Here is a 17,231-nt window from a genome sequence, read left to right as displayed (position 1 = left end):
GTGCAGGGTGATCTCGGTGGCAGACAGGTCCTCGTCACTGAGACCATGGCCGGGCATGGGGTCAATGAAGGCCAGGGCCTGGCGTTCATCCAGGGCTGTGGCCCTGGAAACCCGGGAGACCAGGGTCATGACCAGGATATTGAGGCCCAGGCTCCAGACCACGCCATGGGTCAGGGGATCGAGGAAGTTCCCGAGACCCAGGAGGTTCTGCGGTTGCAGCCACCCCAGCCCCAGGGGCCCCTGGGTCAGCCAGCCATTGTCCGACTGGATGAGGACCGGCAGCAGCAGGGTATAGAGCCAGGTCAGCGTGCCCGTGAGCAGGCCGAGCAGGACACCGTTACGGTGGGCGCCGCGCCAGTAGAGCCCCGCCACCAGTGCCGGCATGAGCTGGGCGCAGGAGGTGAAGGCCAGCAGGCCCATGTAGGACAGCCCCTCGGTGAAGCGGGCCGCCTGCTCCAGTATCCACCCCAGCAGCAGGATGCCCAGGATCGAGGCCTGGCGCACCTGGCGCAGCACCGCCCCCAGATCACTGCGTGGGCGGTCCAGGCGCTCCCGTATGCGCAGATACACCGGCATGAAGAGCTCGTTGGAGATCATCAGCGACAGGGCGATGGTGGCCACCAGCACCATGGCGGTGGCGGCCGACATGGCGCCCACAAAGGCCACCGCGGTCAGCCAGGAGTGGCCGGTGATCGCCGGAAGGGCAAGCACATAGCTGTCTCCGGGGATGGCCATGCCGGCCAGGTGATGGCGGGCCGCCTCCACCAGGGGCAGCACCATAATGGCGAACAGTGCCAGATAGAGCGGGAACATCCAGCGTGCGCAGCGGGCCGAGGCCTCGTCATGGTATTCCACCACCAGGACATGGAACTGGCGTGGCAGGCAGACGATGGCGAGGGCGCTCACCAGGAGCTGGGTGTAGAAACCGGCATCACCGAAGGTGGAGAACGAGAATGGCGACGCCTCGCCCAGAGGCCGCATATCGGTCTCACCGGCCAGCAGCCAGATCGCGAAGCCGCCCAGCAGGATAAAGGCCAGCAGCTTGACCGCGGACTCTGCCGCCACCACGGCCAGAAGGCCCCGGTGGCGATTGGCGCCATCGATGATGCGGGTCCCGAAAGTGATCGCGAACCAGGCCAGAAAGAGGGCGGCGAAGAAGCTGACGTTGTTGCCCAGGGCGAAGGGCACCTGCCAGTCGGAGATGTTCGCCGAGCTCCAGGCCAGGGCAATGCCGCGCAGCTGCAGGGCGATGTAGGGCAGGGTGCCGATCAGCGCGACCATGGTCACGAGTGCCGCCAGCTTCTGGTCCTTGCCGAAGCGTGATCCGATGAAATCCGCGATGGAGGTCACCCGGTTGCGGCTGCCGGCCAGCAGAAGACGCCGGATGAAGGGCCAGGCGAAGACGAACATCAGGATGGGGCCGAGGTAGATCGGCAGGAAGGTCCAGCCGCTGTCCGCCGCATTGCCCACGGCACCGAGGAAGGTCCAGGAACTGCAGTAGACGCCCAGCGACATCCCGTAGAGCAGGCCCCGCATGCGCTTCGGCCAGCCGCCGGTGCGCTCGGCCAGCCACGCCAGGGCCACAAGGATCAGTGCATACAGGCCGCCGAAAAGGATCAGCTCGTTACTCGCCATGATCTCCCTGGGTCAGAATGGGCAGACGGACACTATGGCACAGGATGTCCAGTCATGCTGGCGTAGCCTTCCCGGAAGGTCGGGAACAGGAAGCGGTACCCCGCCTCCCGCAACCGGCTGCTGTCCACACGCTTGGAGCCGACACGGCTGTCGCGCCGGGCATCGGGCCGGACCGGATCACAGCTCATGGTCTCCCGCACCCAGGCAACCACGTCGCCCAGCCGGGCCGGTTCGCAGTCACTGGCCAGGTAGCAGTCCGCGAGGTCGCCGCCGTCCAGCGTCCGGTTGACCAGGTGGCAGAGCGCACCCACCGCGTCGTCTTCGTGGATGCGGTTGGTATAGCCGCTGTCCGGTTCGGGGGCGATGCTGCCATCGCGCATGCGCGAGAGCATGCCGTCCCGGTCGTTGCCGTAGATGCCGGAAAAACGCACCACTGTGCCGGGGATCGGGCTCTCCCCGAGGCGCTGCTCAGCAGCGAGCAGAGCAGAACCGTTGTAGCGCGGCGGCTCCGTGGGGCTGGTTTCATCCACCCATTCCCCCTGGTGCTGGCCATAGACCGCGGTGGAGGAGATGAAGAACACCCGTCGTGGTGGCCTGCTTGCGGCTTCCAGAACGGTCATGAGGTTGCTGGTGCCCTGCACAAAGGTCCGGTGGTAGCCCGTCTCGTCGTACTGGTCCGGTGTCAGGCAGATGATGGCGACGTCCACCTCCGGAACCCGCTCGCCCAGGCTGTCCGGGTCCAGCAGATCCCCCTGGATGGGCGTCAGGGGCAGGGGTACACGGCTGGCCTGACGCCTCAGACCGAATACCTGATGATGCTCGGCAAGGGCGGCGCCGATGCGCTGGCCGAGCCGGCCGCAGCCGGCCATGAGGATTCGTGCATCGCGCATTGCGCTGTCTCCGCTCATTTCATATGCTGCAATAGAAAAATTTAATCATCACCGGCCCGGGAGTGGCCATGACCCTTACCGAACTTCGCTACATCGTCACCCTGGCGCGGGAGAAGCACTTCGGCCATGCGGCGGAACGCTGCCACGTCAGCCAGCCTACACTCAGCGTGGCCGTTAGAAAACTCGAGGATGAACTGGGTATTGCGCTTTTCGAGCGCAGCAAGAACAGTATCCAGGTCACCGAGATCGGCCAGCGCATTGTGGAGCAGGCCCAGCGCGTTCTGGACCAGGCCGGTGTGATCCATGATCTGGCCGAGGACGGCAAGAACCAGCTCAGTTCGCCGCTCAAGGTCGGTGCCATCTACACCATCGGCCCCTACCTGTTCCCCCAGCTTATGCCGAGCCTGCGGGAAGAAGCCCCGGAGATGTCCCTTTTCATTGAGGAAGGCTATACCGGGGATCTGCGTCGCAAGCTCCGCCACTCAGAGCTGGATGCCATCATTGTGGCGCTCCCGTTCGAGGAACCCGAGGTGGTCACCTTGCCCCTCTATGATGAACCATTCGTTGTGCTGATGCCTTCGGATCACTCTCTGGCGGAATGCGAGCACATCGACAGCAGCCAGCTTGCGGACCAGCCCCTGCTGCTGCTTGGCCCCGGTCACTGCTTCCGGGATCAGGTGCTGGAGTCCGTCCCGGAGCTGATCGACACCATCAACCAGCGCCGCGAGACCGCCGGCGGGGTGGTGACCGAGGGCAGCTCCCTGGAGACCATCCGCCACATGGTGGCCTCCGGTCTGGGGATTACGGTGCTGCCGCTGTCGGCGGCCACCGCCATGAACTATCAGCCGGAACTGCTGGCCGTGCGGCCCTTTGTGGATCCGGTGCCTTCGCGGACCGTGGCGCTGGCCTGGCGGGTGACCTTCCCGCGACCCAAGGCGATCGATGCACTGGCCCACGCCGTGGCCCAGTGCCGTGACAGCAGTACCACCCAGGCGGCCTGTGGGCTGAGCCTGCGCGCACCCACCCGGGGCTGATTATGGCGGATCCGGCCACAGTGGATGTGACCGTGCTCAAGGGGGTTGGCAGTAAACTGGCCGCCACCCTTGAGCGTCTGGGGATCACCAGCCTTCAGGACCTGTTGTTCCACCTGCCCCTGCGCTACGAGGATCGCACCCGTGTGCTGCCCATGGGCCAGCTTCGGGTGGGGGATTCCGGGGTGGTGGAAGGTGAGGTGGTGAGTGCGGACGTGGTGCAGGGGCGGCGCCGCAGCCTCCAGGTGACCCTCCGTGACCGCAGCGGTTTCGTGGCCCTGCGCTTTTTCCATTTCAGTGCCGCCCAGCAGCGCCAGTTCGCCCCGGGCACCCGCGTGCGCTGCTTTGGCGAGATCCGCCCCGGACGGGCCGGGCTCGAGATCTACCATCCCGAATACCAGACCAACCCGGGGCCGTTGCCCACCGGCGACGAGGCCACGCTCACCCCGGTCTACCCGCTCACCGAGGGCATCCAGCAGCCCCGGCTGCGGCGCCTGTGCGAGCAGGCGGTGGCCATGCTGGAACGCCACCCGGTGCGCGAATGGTTGCCGGAATCCGTGCTCGGCGAGTACCAGCTACCGGAGATCAACCAGGCCCTGCGGATGCTGCACCAGCCACCGGCGAGTGCGGACCTGGCCGCCCTGATGGAGCAGCGCCATCCGGCCCGTGACCGGCTGGTGATGGAAGAACTGCTGGCCCATCATCTGAGCCTGCTGAAACTCCGCGCCCAGGTTCAGTCCTGGCAGGCTTTGGCGCTCAACACCGGTGATGGCCGCCTGGTTTCCGGGTTCCTCGATGCCCTGCCATTCGAGCTCACCGGCGCGCAGCGGCGCGTGACCGAAGAGGTCAGCCACGACCTGGCCCAGCCGGTGCCCATGCTGCGCCTGGTCCAGGGCGATGTGGGCTCGGGCAAGACGGTGGTGGCCGCCGTGGCCGCGCTGCAGGCCATCGAAGCCGGCGCCCAGGTGGCGTTGATGGCGCCCACCGAAATCCTGGCTGAACAGCATTACCTGAGCTTCCGTGAGTGGCTGGCGCCCCTGGGCATTGAGCCGGGCTGGCTCTCGGGTAAGAGCCGCTCAAAACAGAAACAGGCTGTCCTGGCGCAGCTGGCCAGTGGCGAGTGCCCGCTGGTGATCGGCACCCACGCGCTCTTCCAGGAGGAGGTGGTGTTCAACCGGTTGGCGCTGGCGGTCATCGACGAGCAGCACCGCTTCGGCGTCCACCAGCGCCTGGCCCTGCGGGAGAAGGGCGCCAATGCGGAGACGGTGCCCCACCAACTGATCATGACTGCCACCCCCATTCCCCGCACCCTGGCCATGAGCGCCTACGCGGATCTGGACACGTCCGTGATCGATGAACTGCCGCCGGGTCGCCAGCCCATCGAGACCATCGCCCTGCCGGACTCGCGCCGGGGCGATGTGGTGGAGCGGGTACGCACGGCCTGCGCCAAGGGCCGCCAGGCGTACTGGGTCTGCACCCTGATCGAGGAATCCGAGGCCCTGCAGTGCCAGGCTGCCGAAGACACCGCGCAGCAGCTCCAGGCGGAGCTGTCGGAGCTGACCGTGGGGCTGGTGCACGGGCGCATGAAGGCGGCGGAGAAAGCGGAGGTGATGGAGGCCTTCAAGGAAGGGCGGATCGACCTTCTGGTGGCCACCACCGTGATCGAGGTGGGCGTGGATGTGCCCGAGGCCACGCTCATCATCATCGAGAATCCGGAGCGTCTGGGGCTGGCCCAGCTCCACCAGCTGCGTGGCCGCGTCGGGCGTGGCGAGCGGGCAAGCTACTGCGTCCTGCTCTATCACCCGCCGCTGTCGGACACCGCCAAGTCCCGCCTGCAGGCCCTGCGCGAGACCCAGGACGGCTTTGCCATCGCCCAGCGCGACCTGGAAATCCGCGGTCCGGGCGAGGTTCTGGGCACCCGTCAGACCGGGCTGATGGGGTTCCGTCTCGCGGACTGGGAGCAGGACGCCGGCTGGCTCGAGGAAGTGCACCGGATCGGACCCCGGTTGCTGCCGGAACCGGAACGGGTGGCCGCACTGATCGATCGATGGCTGGGGGAGCGTATCCGGTACGGGGATGTCTGAGGTATCCTTCAGGGACGGATACAGAAAGCAGTAATCCCGGCCCCTGAAAAACGCTTGATATGGACAGGACGTACCGATGACCACACCGCGACACCTGGAGGCCTTCCTCCGCACCGACGAGGGCGGGCTTACGCCGGAAAGCCTTAACAGCAGGGAGCCCGCTGCCGAACCACGCATCCGGACAGCGGTGCTGGCTGATGCTCTGGGCCGGGTCCAGGCCTTTTTCCGCGACGACAGCCTGCTCGACATCGACAACCTGAACCAGGCGCTGGCGCGGGAGCTGCGGGGGCTGCCCCTGCGCGAAATGGGGCGCCTGCGCCAGAAGTACCAGGTTCGCCAGATTCCGCCCCTGCCGGCAATGACCCATTTTGAGACGGCCGTGGACAACCGGATCGCTGAACTCGAGCAGGCACGCTTCTACAGCGGTCAGGGGGAAGAGGATCTGGCGCTGGCCATGGATGACTACAGGCGACTGCTCAATGGCGCGCGCTGGCTGGCCATCTCCCGCCCGCTAACGGACATCGCGGTCAACCATCTGTCACCGGAACAGGACGAGGTCCAGCTGCGCGAGGCGCTGCACAGCTTCACCGGGCTGCGCATCAAGCAGCGCCTGGACGACACCCTTGAGATCCCGCCGCTGCCGGAGACGGCCCAGCGCATCCTGCACCTGCGCATGAAGCCCAACGCCGAGATCGGGGATCTGGCGGATATTGTGGAGAACGACCCAAGCCTCGCGGCCCAGGTGGTGAGTTGGGCCTCGTCTTCATTCTATGCGTCGCATACGCCGGTGAATTCCATCTACGATGCCATCCAGAGAGTGCTCGGGTTTGATCTGGTGATGAACCTGGCCATGGGCCTGTCCCTGGGGCGTACACTCAAACAGCCCACGGATCAGCCCGAGGGGTTCATCGGCTACTGGACCCAGGCCATCTGGATGGCCCAGGCGGTGAGCGTGATCATCAGCTGCATGCCCAGGCGCGAGCGGCCCACTTTCGGCCTGACCTATCTGTCGGGGCTGCTGCACAACTTCGGCTACCTGGTCCTGGCCCATGTCTTTCCACCGCATTTCTCGCTGATCTGCCGTTACACCGAAGTGAACGCCCATGTGCCCCATGAACTGGTGGAGCATCATCTGATTGGCATTACGCGTGAGCAGATCGGCGGTGTGCTGATGGATCTGTGGAACATGCCGGAAGAGGTGGTCACTGCAATCCGCCACCAGAAGAACCCGGATTACGCGGGTGAGCATTCAGCCTACGCCAACGCACTCTACCTCGCGCGGGCGCTGCTGGTGGAGCGCGGGGTGCGCCTGGGGCCGGAGCTCCCGGTTCCGGAGGCCCTCTATGAACGCCTCAATGTGGCGCCCGGCCGGGTGGCCGAGGAAATGGACATCCTGGTGGAGAACAGTGATTCAGTCGCCAGTATGGCGGGTATGCTGAGCTGAGCGGCGCGCCTGTTTGTCCGCATACATGGCCTCGTCGGCACGCGCCAGCACCACGTCCGCATCCGCCACGTCTCCGGCCCGCCAGGTCACGACGCCGACGCTGGGGCCGCCGTACTCCAGAGTGGTGCTTTCCAGTTCGTAGGTGCCACGGGTGCCCGCGCGCAGCCGCTCACTGATCACGCTGCGTTCGTGCGCGGGGTCGCCGCCCGCGCCCGGCTTGCCAACGAACACGAACTCGTCACCCCCGTAGCGCGCCACCATGTCGCCCATGCGGGAAAGGTTGCGCAGCTGCACCGCGAACTGGCGCAGGAATTCATCACCGACCTCGTGGCCATGGGTGTCATTGATCCGCTTGAAACCGTCCAGGTCGATGAAGGCAACGTGAACGGCACCGTCAACGCGCTGCGCCTGGGCGAGCAGCCGTTCGTGTTCCTGGATCAGATAGCGCCGGTTGGGCAGGCCCGTGAGGGTGTCGTGCAGGGCGTTATGCTTGAGTTCGAGATTGGCCGCCTCCAGGCGGGCGTGGTCCAGGAGCCGATTCGCCAGCAGTGACAGCGCATTGGCAACGCTGTTCAGAAGCTGGCGCTCATCCGGTGAACGGTTCAGGTCGTGGGCGGAGAGGATCAGGATGGCAGCTTCGGCTTTCTCGTCCGACGTGATCACCAGAAGGGCGGCATCGCCATCCTCGGGAAGCGCCTCACGGCGGCGCTGCTCGCGGACCCATTGCATGTCCTCCGGAGGGAATATCAGGTGTTCGTGGTCACTGTGCAGCATGCCCTCGAGGTGCTCGGGATTGGCCTCCATCAGGGCATCCGCCAGCCGGGTCGCTTCCGGGTCCTTCTCGCCCAGGGTCCGGGCGTGGCCGTCATCCCTCAGGTACAGCGGAATCACTCTCTCCCACAGGTGCGAGTGTTCGAGTCTGGCCGCTACTGCGGCCACGGCGTCATGAAGCCGGGAGGCGGACAGGCACAGCCGGCTCACCTCCGAGATCAGCCCCATGCGCTGCATCTGTTGCTCGGCCTCAAGCGCCTGGTGGCGGACGCTGAGAGCATGTTCCTCGCGGGTGATCTGGTGGGCAATGAGGTCCGCGCAGAGCCTCAGCGTGGCAAGGCTGGTTTCCGCTACCTCCACGCGCCGGGCGCTGGCCCCGCAGAGGGTGCCCAGGAGCCCGTCATCCAGCCGGCGCACGGGCACCGTGACGTAGGTCTGGATCCCCAGCTTGCGGGCCGCCTGGGAGTCGCCCCAGGTATTGGGCACATCCTGGGTGAGCAGGCGGTTTTCGCTCAGGGCGCGTCGGCACAGGGTGTCCTGCCAGGGGACGCGAAGGCCCTCGGTGAGCGTGAGCGCGCCCGTATTACGGGCGTAGATGATCTCCTGGGAGTCATCCTCGGGCCGGTACATGGTCAGGTAGACCGAGTCCAGTTCTGTTGCCTGCTGGATCAGGTCCAGCATGGGCCTCACGAGCCCTTCAAGCGAAACCGCTGAAGAGACGGAGTGCGCCAGCTGGGAGAGGGAAGTTTCCATCAGCGTCCCATCCCTAGAAATGTGCTTTCTGCAAGCATAGGTCAGTTAGGGCGGGGTGTCATGGATGCAGTGTTGAACGGCCCGGGTCCACAGTACGGGGCTCCCCGGAGGAGGCGGCCACGCTGCCGTCGAAGCGGTAGTAGCGGATCGCCAGCGCGGCCTCATGGATGGCCTCGGCGTGCTCCGCCTCAAGCGCGAACCGTTCCTGGTCCAGGCGCTGTATGAGCTTGGGGTCGGCCTGTTTGCGTGCCTCGTGGGTGGGCATGTGTTCCGTCTTCTCGTAGATGGTCTGGAAGACGCTGTAGGGACTGTGGTTCAGCAGCTCCGGCTCCACATGATCCAGAAGCCCCTTGATGCGGATGCAGCCCTCGGAGGGCTCAACCTGCTCCTGTTCGAGCGTCATGGCGAGAATGCGGATGCTCTCGATCATGCTCTCGCGGCGCTCGGCCTGCAGCGCCTGGGTGCGCTCAAGCGCGCGCTGGTGCTGGCGCAGGCGACGCCCCTTACGGAGGATGTACAGGCTCAGGCCGGCTATGGCGATGAGGCCGGCAATGATGAGCATCCATTGCATATTCTGGGGCATGATGACTCCTGGTGATCAGTGGCTGTTATGGCCGGCTGTGCCGTCCGGGGCCCGGATGTCCAGCTGGGCCTCACGGGTTTCGCCGTTGCGGAATTCGAGGGTCAGCGACCTTGTGTCGCCTTCGGTCAGTGGCTCATCCAGCCCCTTGATCATGAGATGGAGGCCCATGGGCGCGAGTTCAACCGCCGCGCCCGGCTCCAGTGTCAGCCCCTCGGGCAGGGCCTGCATCCGCATCTGGCCGTCCACCTCCCGGGATTCGTGGATCTCGACGCTGTCCGCCCAGTCCGCTGTTCCGCCGGTCAGGGTGCGGGCCTGTTCGCCGTCGTTGTGCAGTGTCATGTAACCGGCGCCCCGGTCGATCCCGGGCGGGGTGGCGCGGGCCCAGGGGGTCTCGATGCGGATCTCCGCGGAGGCGGCGCTGGCGCCCGCCGCCAGCATCAATACCAGAAACGCGAGCATACCGTTACTGTAGGAGCGAGCCTCGCTCGCGATACTTTCGGACCGACTATGCGACGGGTATCCGTTGTGATCGCGAGCAGGGCTCGCTCCTACGGTGTTCAGCAGTGATGTCATTGTTCAGGCTCCAAAGTGCCAGTCCGGCGGCTGCCGGCAGATCTGTTCAAACTGTGCCGCCTGCATGGGGCGGGCGAACCAGAATCCCTGGGCCAGCTCGCATCCCAGCTCCAGAAGGGTCCGCGCCTGATCGGGCGCCTCGATGCCTTCCGCCACCACGGCGCATCCGAAATTATGGGCCATGGCGATGACGGTGCGAACCAGGTTCTGGTCCTGCTGGTGTTCGCCCATGGCGTTGATGAAGGCGCGGTCGATCTTGAGCGTGCTCACCGGCAGGTCCTTGAGGTAGGCCAGGGAGGAGTAGCCGGTGCCGAAATCATCAATGGCAACGCTCACCCCGGCATCGGCCAGCTGCTTCAGCTGCCGGCGGGCCTGCTCCACATCCTCCATCAGGCCGGACTCGGTGACCTCGACTTCCAGGCAGTGGCTGGGCAGGCCGTGTTCCGTCAGCAGTGCCAGGATCTCCTCGGCCAGGTCCGGGCGCGTCAGCTGGCGCGCCGCCACATTCACCGCCATACGGCAGTCGCCACCGGTGAGGCCGGCCCGGTACCACTGGGCGGTCTGGCGGATGGTCTCCTCCAGCACCCAGCGCCCCAGGGTCAGGATCTCACCACTGCCTTCGGCCAGGGGGATGAAATCGCCGGGCGAGACCTGACCCAGGCGCGGATTGTACCAGCGCAGCAGGGTCTCGGCACCGGCGAGGGCGCCCGTGGCGAGATTGATCTTGGGCTGGAACATCAGTGACAGTTCATGGTTGCTGACCGCATTGCGCAGCTCGTGCTCAATCTCGCCGCGTCGGCGCAGGCTCTGCTCCAGGCTGGCATCAAACTGGCGGATGGCGGTGCCATCGTGCCGCGGCAGTGCCAGGGCCGCGTAGCGCACGAGCTGCTCGGCGTCGTTGCCGTCCCGGTCGCTGCGGCTCATGCCGATGCGCAGGCCTGTGTTGAGGCGCAGGTCACCGATCTGGAAAGTGCGGGTCAGCTCCTCAACCACGGCGACCAGGTCCTGTTCAAGTTGCCGCCCTGTTCCGTGTTCCCGGCGGAAGCAGACAAACTCAGCGTTGCCCCAGCACCCCACCTCCGCTTCTTCCAGCTTGCGGTTGAGCAGGCGCGCGACCAACCGCAGCAGCTGCTCCATGGCGGGGTAGCCGTGCAGGTGAGCGATCTCCTCCAGGTCGCTCAGGGCGATGAAGGCCACCGCGAGTGTGTCACCCTGCTCCAGATGCTCCGCCATACCGGCGAGGATGGCGCGCCGGTTGGGCATCCCGGTGATCGGCTCCTGGAGCGCCAGTCGTTCCAGCTCACGGGTCCGCTCCGCCACCATCTGTTCCAGCGTGCGCGCCTCGGAGACCCGCTCGAGATACTGGGAATGGCTGCTCAGGCTGTTGTGGATGCGCTGCAGTGCCTCGCGCTGGTCAAAGGGCTTGGTCAGGAAATCCCGGGCGCCGGCCCCCAGGGCCCGGTCCCGGGTCTCCTCATCGGTCTGTGCGGTCAGCACGATCACTGGTGGGCACTGGTCCTCCCAGCGTTCCACCAGGCGCCGCAGCAGCTTGTGGCCGTCCGGCTCGGGCATGCGGATGTCGAGCAGGATCAGCTGCGGCAGTGCCCGCTCACACCGGGGCTCAACCTGTTTCGGGTCCGAGAGGCCAATGAGGTTGCTGTAACCGGCATCCTCCAGCATCTCGCAGAGCAGTTCCACGTTCGCCGGGTTGTCGTCGACGACCATGATGGTCGCATCGGCGTGTGGGGTCTGGGTCTCCCCGATGGGGTTATTCCGGGTCATTGCGGATCCACTCGTCCAGGTGTTCAAACAGGTAGTTCATGTCCACCGGCTTGGTCAGGTAATCCACGAAACCGGACTCCATGCCACGGCGGATGTCTTCCCGCATGGCGTTGGCCGAAACCGCTACCACGGGGATGGGGCGGGTGACGGGATCGTCCCGCAGTTCGCCCAGGGCGCTTTCCCCGTCCATGCCGGGCAGGTTGAGGTCCATGAAGACCAGGTCCGGCAGCTGGGAGCGGACCATGTCCAGGCCCAGTTCCGCGCTGTGCACACAGACCAGCTCCAGCTCAGTGTACTCCTCGAAGGCCTCCTGCATCAGGCGCTGGTTGGCCGGGTTGTCCTCAACATAGAGGATGCGTCGCCGGCCGCTCTGGTTTTCGGGCCGGGCTGCTGCTGGGGCGTCCTCCGGGGCCGTCGCGTCTGTGGCCGGTGTTTCCGCAAGCGCCAGATGCACCCGGAAGTCGGAACCCACGCCGGGTTCGCTGACACAGTCGATCCAGCCGCCCATGGCCTCGACCAGGCGGCGGGTGAGCGCGAGCCCGATGCCGGTGCCCTCGATGCTGTGATCCGCGCCGAGCCGGTCAAAGGGGTTGAACAGCTGCTCGAGTTTGCCGGCGTCGATGCCCATGCCGGTGTCCTCACAGTGGAGCACCGCCCAGTCCCCCTCAAGGGTCCAGAACAGCCGCAGCTGACCTTCGGGGCGGTTGTACTTGATGGCATTGGAGATCAGGTTGAGCAGCACCTGCTTGAGGCGGGTGAAATCCGCATGCACCCGCGGCCACTGGCTGGGCTGCCCGTGCAGGTGGGCTTCGATGCCGTGGGTTTCCGCCATACCGGCGATGGTGTCCAGTGCCTCCCGGGCTGTTTCGCCACTGCACAGCGCTTCCATGGAAAGCTGGATGCGCCCGGATTCCACGCGCGCCAGGTCCAGGATCTCGTTGATCAGTTCCAGCAGGTGCTGGCCGCTGCGCTGGATCTGGCCCACCTGGCGCTGCTGGCGTTCGTCCAGGTGGGAACGCTGGCTGTTCTCCAGAAGCTGGGCGAAGCCGAGGATGGAGTTCAGCGGCGTGCGCAGTTCATGGCTCATGGCTGAGAGGAAGTGGCTCTTGGCCCTGCTGGCTTTCTCGGCCTGGTCCCGGGCCTGTGCCAGTTCCCGGGTGAAACGGTCACGCTCCTCGAAGTGGCGGCTCAGGTTGATCAGCAGGGCACAGGTGGCGGTGAACGGCTCCAGCCATTCCAGCACGGCGTCGTCGTAGTCGTGCGCCCCGTTGGCGATCGCGAACATGCCGATGACTTCGCCGTTGTGGCGGATGGGCACGCCCATGTAACTGTACAGCGGCGGGTGGCCCTCGGGCAGCCCGGCGCCCCGCTTGTCCTGCATGGGGGCGCTGGAGATGATGGTCTCGCCGTGGGCAAAGACCTTGCCCAGCAGGCTGTCCGGGGTGCTGAGTGTCATGTCGCCGGCGCGCAGCTGCTCCATGAGTTCCCGGGATTCCGGGCTCCAGGACAGGTCCGTGATGGCATGGATCTTGAGCGCAGGCGTGTCCTGCTCGTTGGTGATCACCTCACCGATCAGGCCGTAGTCGCTGCCGGTCAGCTCCCTGAGCGCATCCAGGAGAAAGGTCCAGAGCCGGTCGCCGGACATCAGGGCCTCGTAGTCGGTCAGCCCCCGGTGCAATACCTGAAGCAGCTGGCTCTGGCGGTCCCGTTCGCGTTCACGTTCACGCAGTGCCTCGTTCATCTGCAGGTATTCGGTCACATCGTGCGCCACGCTCACAATGCCGTGGATGGCATCGTTGGCGTCGAACAGGGGCGCCTTGCTGATGCGGAAACAGCGGCCGTCGGAGTTGTTGAATGTCAGCGCCTCCGGGCGCCCCGAGGCGAGGAGCCGTTCATTGGCCGCCTCGGCCTCCTCAAGGATTTCCTGCGGGTAGAGATCGCGGGCGGTCAGGCCTTCAACCTGATTCTGGCCCAGCTCCCGTGCCAGGATCCCGCTGGCTTTATTCGCCAGCAGATAGGTCCCTTCCCGATTCTTCACATAGATCGGGTCCTGGCTCGCATCGATGATCGAACGCAGAAAGGCCCGCTCCCGGCGGGATTCCGCTTCGGCTTCACGGATGTCGCTGAGATCCGTGAGCACCACCATGAACTCGCTGCTGCTGTCGTCCGCCAGCGAGACCCGGTTCAGTGTGGCCTGGACCGGCACGCCGCCTCCGTTCCGGGTCAGGGCGCCGGTCTCCCGGGTGATCTGCGGCTGGTCCGCGTGATCAAGGTGGAACTCCGGGAGGACCCGCTGCAGGGAGAGGTTCTGGAGACTGGCTCCGGTATGACCGAGCAGTGACAGGGCAAAAGGATTGGCGTCCTGGATCAGGCCCTCACTGTTGACGCGGATGATGCCCACGGAAGCGCCGGCGATCAGGGCCCCGTAGCGGGCATTGGAGACCAGTGCCTGGTAGTGCTCCTCCTCCTGCTCCCGCCGCGCCAGCTGGAAGCGCAGTAGCTCTTCCGCCTGCTGGGCCAGGCGCGTCAGTGTCCACTGGTCGGATTCGGAAAGGCTGTGCGGGGCAACATCCAGGATGCACAGGCTGCCCACGATGGCGTCGCCTTCAGGGCGCAGTGGAATGCCGGCGTAGAACCGGATGCCCGGCTCGCCACAGACCACCGGCTTCTCCCGGAAGCGTGGATCCAGGGTGGCATCCTCGCAGATCAGGGGCGCGTCATTGGCGATCAGCTCAGTGCAGAAGCTTTCGGCGCGGGGGATGTCCTGGATGGGATCCGGGCCCGAGCGGGATTTGATCCACTGTTGTTCGGCCCCGACCAGGGTGATCAAAGCAAGGCGGGTGCCGAACAGGTGCCGCGTCAACTCCGTCAGCCGATCATAGGCCGCCTCAGGCCCCGTGCCCATCAGGCCAAGCCGGTCAATGGCGGCCAGCCGACTGTTCTCATCGGGATACGGCGTAGCCATGGCTCCCCACCTCTGACGCGGATGCTGTGTTCATCATTATGGCTGTCTGTCTGCTTGCGCTGAATTTTTGTTCAATCTTTTACATTCGTGGCCGTTTCGGCCAATTCCTCCCCTACCACACCTTGATAACGTCAGATCAGGGCAAAGTGCCACGTGATCCGTTGTTGTAAGGAGGCCGGGTGCAGCGGGGTCTGACATTGATCGAGCTCATAGTGACCATGGCTCTCATGGCGCTGATTCTGGGTATGGCCATTCCGGTCAGCCGCAGCATCATGGCGTCCAGCGAGCTGACGGCCACCACAAACGCCATGGTGGGGGTACTGAACGAAGCCCGTGTCCAGGGCATACGTCGCAACCGCACCGTCTGGATCTCTCCCGGAGTGGGTGAAAACGGCACTACGGCGTGGCAGAACGGGATCCATGCCACTGTCGGCGCTCCGGAGGAGTTTCTGGAACAGACAGTGTTCCTCAGGGCGGTCAGCACCATCGATGGCCGACTGGAGGTCAGTGTTGACGGCGCCGATGCCACCCAGGACGCCTTTGGTTTCAGCCCGGAAGGGTACCTGCTCAATGCGGATCGAGTGGACTTTGTGCTGTGCAACAGCATCACGCCCTCGGACAGCCGGCGAGTGCGGATCAACCTGGGTGGCCAGATCGAGACCACGACCATCGAGCGCGGGGAGTGTGACGGGGCATGAGACACCAGCGTGGCCTGACCCTTCTGGAGGTGCTGATCTCCGTTCTGCTGCTCTCGCTTGGGATCCTGGGGGTGGCCGGGCTCCAGCTGCACGCGCTGCGTTCGTCCACGGAGGCGGACCTGCGTACCCAGGCGCGACTGCACGTGCGCGACATGATTGAGCGGATCCGCATGACCCCGGAGGATCGTGAAGCGTTTGAGGTTACCGGGAACAGCTGCGCGGCGGACAGCTTACCGGGTGGCAGCGGTTTCGTGGCGAATGAGGTCAACAACTGGTGCCGCGCCGTCGCGAACGGGCTGCCCGGCGGGCGTGGCCTGATCAGTGTGGATGGCACCGATATCCGGGTGCAGGTGAGCTGGCTGGAGCGCGCGGCCCCGGATTCCCAGGATTTCAGCCAGGATGAGCGCGAGCGTACTGAGTACGGACTGGATGCAACCGCACGGGAGAACGGCTGATGCCCGGGCAGGCCGGCAGCATGAAGGCGCAGGGCGGCATGACCCTGGTGGAGGTCATGATCGCCATGGTTCTGGGACTGTTGGTGCTGATGGCGATCGTCCAGATCTTTGTCGGCCAGCGCCAGACGTTTGCGCTGGCCGAGGCTACCAACCAGGTCCAGGAAACCGGTCGGATCGCCGTGGAGTTTCTGTCCCGGGCGGGGCGTAACACTGATTACTGGGGGTGTCTCCAGGATGCCTCCGGACTGGAGAGCAACCTCAATGCGGGCAACGGCCAGTCCGTGGCTTTTGACTTCAGCCGCGGGCTCGGCGTCTACAGCGGCCCCATGGACGATATGGATGACCTCAACCCCGTGGCGGATTCGCATGTGCTGGTTTTCCGTGGCGCGAAGGGCGGCGATTCCGCCCGGGTGGATGCGACGGCCAGCAACAGTGGCGGCCTGAGGAGTGATTCCGGGCGCGACCTGACGCGTTACTTCAAGCCCGGGGACCTGATGGTGGTCGCAGACTGCGGGGGTGGCGAGATCTTCCAGGCGACATCCGTGCAGCAGCACCAGGTCCGCCACCAGCCGAGTGCCAATGTGACCCCGGGTAACAGAAACAACCAGCTGCAGACCGACCCGGGCGCCGGCGCCCGCATGATGGGCGTCAGCACCCAGCGTTTCTTCGTTGCTGAGCAGGGTGAGGGCCGTTACTCACTGATGATCCAGGAGATCACCGGAACCACGACCGGTGGTGGTCCGGGCGGCGGTGGTAGCACCACGGCTGAGCTCGGCCCGCCGCGCGAGGTGGTCTCCGGGGTGCGTGCCATGCGCGTACGGCTGGGCCTGGATACGGACGGTGATGACGCGGTTGATGCCTGGGAGGCGCCCCCTGCGCAGGGCGGCGATGAATCCGTTCTCGATGAGGCCATTGGGCTGCGCATCAGCCTTCTGGTGCGCTCGCCGGGCGGGGAAGTGACCGAGGAGCCGCAGTCCTTCTGCTTCCCCGCATGGCGGGACTGCACCGACAGCGGCGAAGGCCTGGTCAGTGCGCAGGACCGCCACCTCTACCGGGTGTACTCGACGTCGATGACCATCCGCAACCGGCTGACGGAGTGAGGTATGCAGGCGAGCAGCGGAATGCAGCAACAGCAGGGCGCCACACTGATCATGACCCTGCTGGTGTTGCTGGTGGTGTCGCTGCTGGCGATCAGCAGTGCCGAAAGGGCCACCCTGCAGGATCGTATGGTGGGCAGCCAGCGGGATGCGGATATCGCTTTTGAGATGGCCGAGGAGGCCCTCAATGAGGCGGAAACCCTGCTCGAGACCGGCCAGGTGACGCCCGCGGATTTCAGCGCCCAGGGCCCCTTCTACAGCCAGGGTGAGGCCCCGGACCCCTTCGAGCATGCCACCTGGGAACCCGGCGGCGGCAGCCGCGAGGCCACGGCAACCCATAACCGCTGGGTGCAGGAGTACAGCGACGCCACCATTCCCCGGTTCATCATCGAACGCATCGGGCGGATCGGCGACGGCGGCGAGGTCCTTCGTCGGCATACCCTCGCTCTCTTCCTCCTCGGCTTCTTCTT

13 protein-coding genes and 1 pseudogene are annotated in these 17,231 nt (G+C 65.6%); 7 read left to right on the top strand and 7 right to left on the bottom strand.

From position 1 onward, the window contains the following. Positions 1-1,635 (bottom strand): annotated as a pseudogene (locus tag QZ501_RS11235) (histidine kinase); the annotation flags it as partial. Positions 1,636-1,667: 32 nt separating this feature from the next. Then, on the bottom strand, positions 1,668-2,525 hold the full coding sequence (locus QZ501_RS11230; RefSeq protein ID WP_295719517.1) for an SDR family oxidoreductase: 858 nt from the start codon (positions 2,523-2,525) through the stop codon (positions 1,668-1,670). Between the two features lie 68 nt (positions 2,526-2,593). Between QZ501_RS11230 and QZ501_RS11225 the strand changes: the two genes are divergently transcribed. The 3 genes from QZ501_RS11225 to QZ501_RS11215 all read left to right on the top strand — a co-directional run bounded on the left by QZ501_RS11225 (position 2,594) and on the right by QZ501_RS11215 (position 7,084). Beyond that, positions 2,594-3,559 (top strand): hydrogen peroxide-inducible genes activator, encoded by a 966-nt coding sequence (locus tag QZ501_RS11225; protein ID WP_151441209.1) that lies wholly within the window; start codon positions 2,594-2,596, stop codon positions 3,557-3,559. 2 nt (positions 3,560-3,561) lie between these two features. Beyond that, positions 3,562-5,640, top strand: coding sequence for an ATP-dependent DNA helicase RecG (gene recG, locus QZ501_RS11220; protein ID WP_295719515.1), 2,079 nt, complete (start codon positions 3,562-3,564; stop codon positions 5,638-5,640). A 76-nt stretch (positions 5,641-5,716) separates the two neighbouring features. Next, on the top strand, positions 5,717-7,084 hold the full coding sequence (locus QZ501_RS11215; RefSeq protein ID WP_295719512.1) for an HDOD domain-containing protein: 1,368 nt from the start codon (positions 5,717-5,719) through the stop codon (positions 7,082-7,084). Here the strand turns inward: QZ501_RS11215 and QZ501_RS11210 are convergent. The 5 genes from QZ501_RS11210 to QZ501_RS11190 are packed head-to-tail and all read right to left on the bottom strand — an operon-like array spanning position 7,052 to position 14,511. After that, the gene (locus tag QZ501_RS11210; protein WP_295719509.1) at positions 7,052-8,608 is read right to left on the bottom strand and encodes a diguanylate cyclase; all 1,557 of its coding nucleotides are present in this window, start codon (positions 8,606-8,608) and stop codon (positions 7,052-7,054) included. The genes QZ501_RS11215 and QZ501_RS11210 overlap by 33 nt on opposite strands. Positions 8,609-8,666: 58 nt before the next feature. After that, positions 8,667-9,191 (bottom strand): DUF2489 domain-containing protein, encoded by a 525-nt coding sequence (locus tag QZ501_RS11205; protein WP_295719507.1) that lies wholly within the window; start codon positions 9,189-9,191, stop codon positions 8,667-8,669. A 15-nt stretch (positions 9,192-9,206) separates the two neighbouring features. Beyond that, on the bottom strand, positions 9,207-9,764 hold the full coding sequence (locus QZ501_RS11200) for a copper chaperone PCu(A)C (RefSeq protein ID WP_295719505.1): 558 nt from the start codon (positions 9,762-9,764) through the stop codon (positions 9,207-9,209). 3 nt (positions 9,765-9,767) lie between these two features. Continuing rightward, entirely contained in the window at positions 9,768-11,546 is a 1,779-nt protein-coding gene (locus QZ501_RS11195) for an EAL domain-containing protein (RefSeq protein WP_295719503.1), read from the bottom strand. Further along, entirely contained in the window at positions 11,533-14,511 is a 2,979-nt protein-coding gene (locus QZ501_RS11190) for a GAF domain-containing protein (protein WP_295719501.1), read from the bottom strand. The genes QZ501_RS11195 and QZ501_RS11190 overlap by 14 nt, the downstream gene beginning before the upstream one ends. Positions 14,512-14,690: 179 nt before the next feature. Here QZ501_RS11190 and QZ501_RS11185 point away from each other — a divergent pair, with 179 nt between their 5' ends. The 4 genes from QZ501_RS11185 to QZ501_RS11170 all read left to right on the top strand — a co-directional run. Next, positions 14,691-15,209: a GspH/FimT family pseudopilin gene (locus tag QZ501_RS11185; protein WP_151441217.1), complete on the top strand. Its 519-nt coding sequence runs from the start codon at positions 14,691-14,693 to the stop codon at positions 15,207-15,209. Next, entirely contained in the window at positions 15,206-15,664 is a 459-nt protein-coding gene (pilV, locus tag QZ501_RS11180; RefSeq protein WP_151441218.1) for a type IV pilus modification protein PilV, read from the top strand. Before QZ501_RS11185 ends, pilV begins: the two co-directional genes overlap by 4 nt. Continuing rightward, the gene (locus QZ501_RS11175) at positions 15,664-16,764 is read left to right on the top strand and encodes a PilW family protein (RefSeq protein ID WP_160898099.1); all 1,101 of its coding nucleotides are present in this window, start codon (positions 15,664-15,666) and stop codon (positions 16,762-16,764) included. The genes pilV and QZ501_RS11175 overlap by 1 nt, the downstream gene beginning before the upstream one ends. 3 nt (positions 16,765-16,767) lie before the next feature. Continuing rightward, the coding region (locus tag QZ501_RS11170) for a PilX N-terminal domain-containing pilus assembly protein (RefSeq protein ID WP_295719497.1) at positions 16,768-17,231 on the top strand (464 nt) is incomplete at its 3' end.

The sequence above is a fragment of the uncultured Halovibrio sp. genome (genome assembly GCF_913056445.1).
Lineage (GTDB): Bacteria > Pseudomonadota > Gammaproteobacteria > Pseudomonadales > Oleiphilaceae > Halospina > Halospina utahensis_B.
This window is presented reverse-complemented; position numbering and strand designations above follow the sequence as displayed.

Bases quoted from the DNA above. Each gene is read 5' to 3' on its own strand.
- QZ501_RS11230 (WP_295719517.1), bottom strand. From the start codon at position 2,525: ATGCGCGATGCACGAATCCTCATGGCCGGCTGCGGCCGGCTCGGCCAG.
- QZ501_RS11210 (WP_295719509.1), bottom strand. From the start codon at position 8,608: ATGGAAACTTCCCTCTCCCAGCTGGCGCACTCCGTCTCTTCAGCGGTT.
- QZ501_RS11195 (WP_295719503.1), bottom strand. From the start codon at position 11,546: ATGACCCGGAATAACCCCATCGGGGAGACCCAGACCCCACACGCCGAT.
- QZ501_RS11200 (WP_295719505.1), bottom strand. From the start codon at position 9,764: ATGACATCACTGCTGAACACCGTAGGAGCGAGCCCTGCTCGCGATCAC.
- QZ501_RS11175 (WP_160898099.1), top strand. From the start codon at position 15,664: ATGCCCGGGCAGGCCGGCAGCATGAAGGCGCAGGGCGGCATGACCCTG.
- QZ501_RS11190 (WP_295719501.1), bottom strand. From the start codon at position 14,511: ATGGCTACGCCGTATCCCGATGAGAACAGTCGGCTGGCCGCCATTGAC.
- QZ501_RS11215 (WP_295719512.1), top strand. From the start codon at position 5,717: ATGACCACACCGCGACACCTGGAGGCCTTCCTCCGCACCGACGAGGGC.
- QZ501_RS11205 (WP_295719507.1), bottom strand. From the start codon at position 9,191: ATGCCCCAGAATATGCAATGGATGCTCATCATTGCCGGCCTCATCGCC.
- recG (WP_295719515.1), top strand. From the start codon at position 3,562: ATGGCGGATCCGGCCACAGTGGATGTGACCGTGCTCAAGGGGGTTGGC.
- QZ501_RS11225 (WP_151441209.1), top strand. From the start codon at position 2,594: ATGACCCTTACCGAACTTCGCTACATCGTCACCCTGGCGCGGGAGAAG.
- pilV (WP_151441218.1), top strand. From the start codon at position 15,206: ATGAGACACCAGCGTGGCCTGACCCTTCTGGAGGTGCTGATCTCCGTT.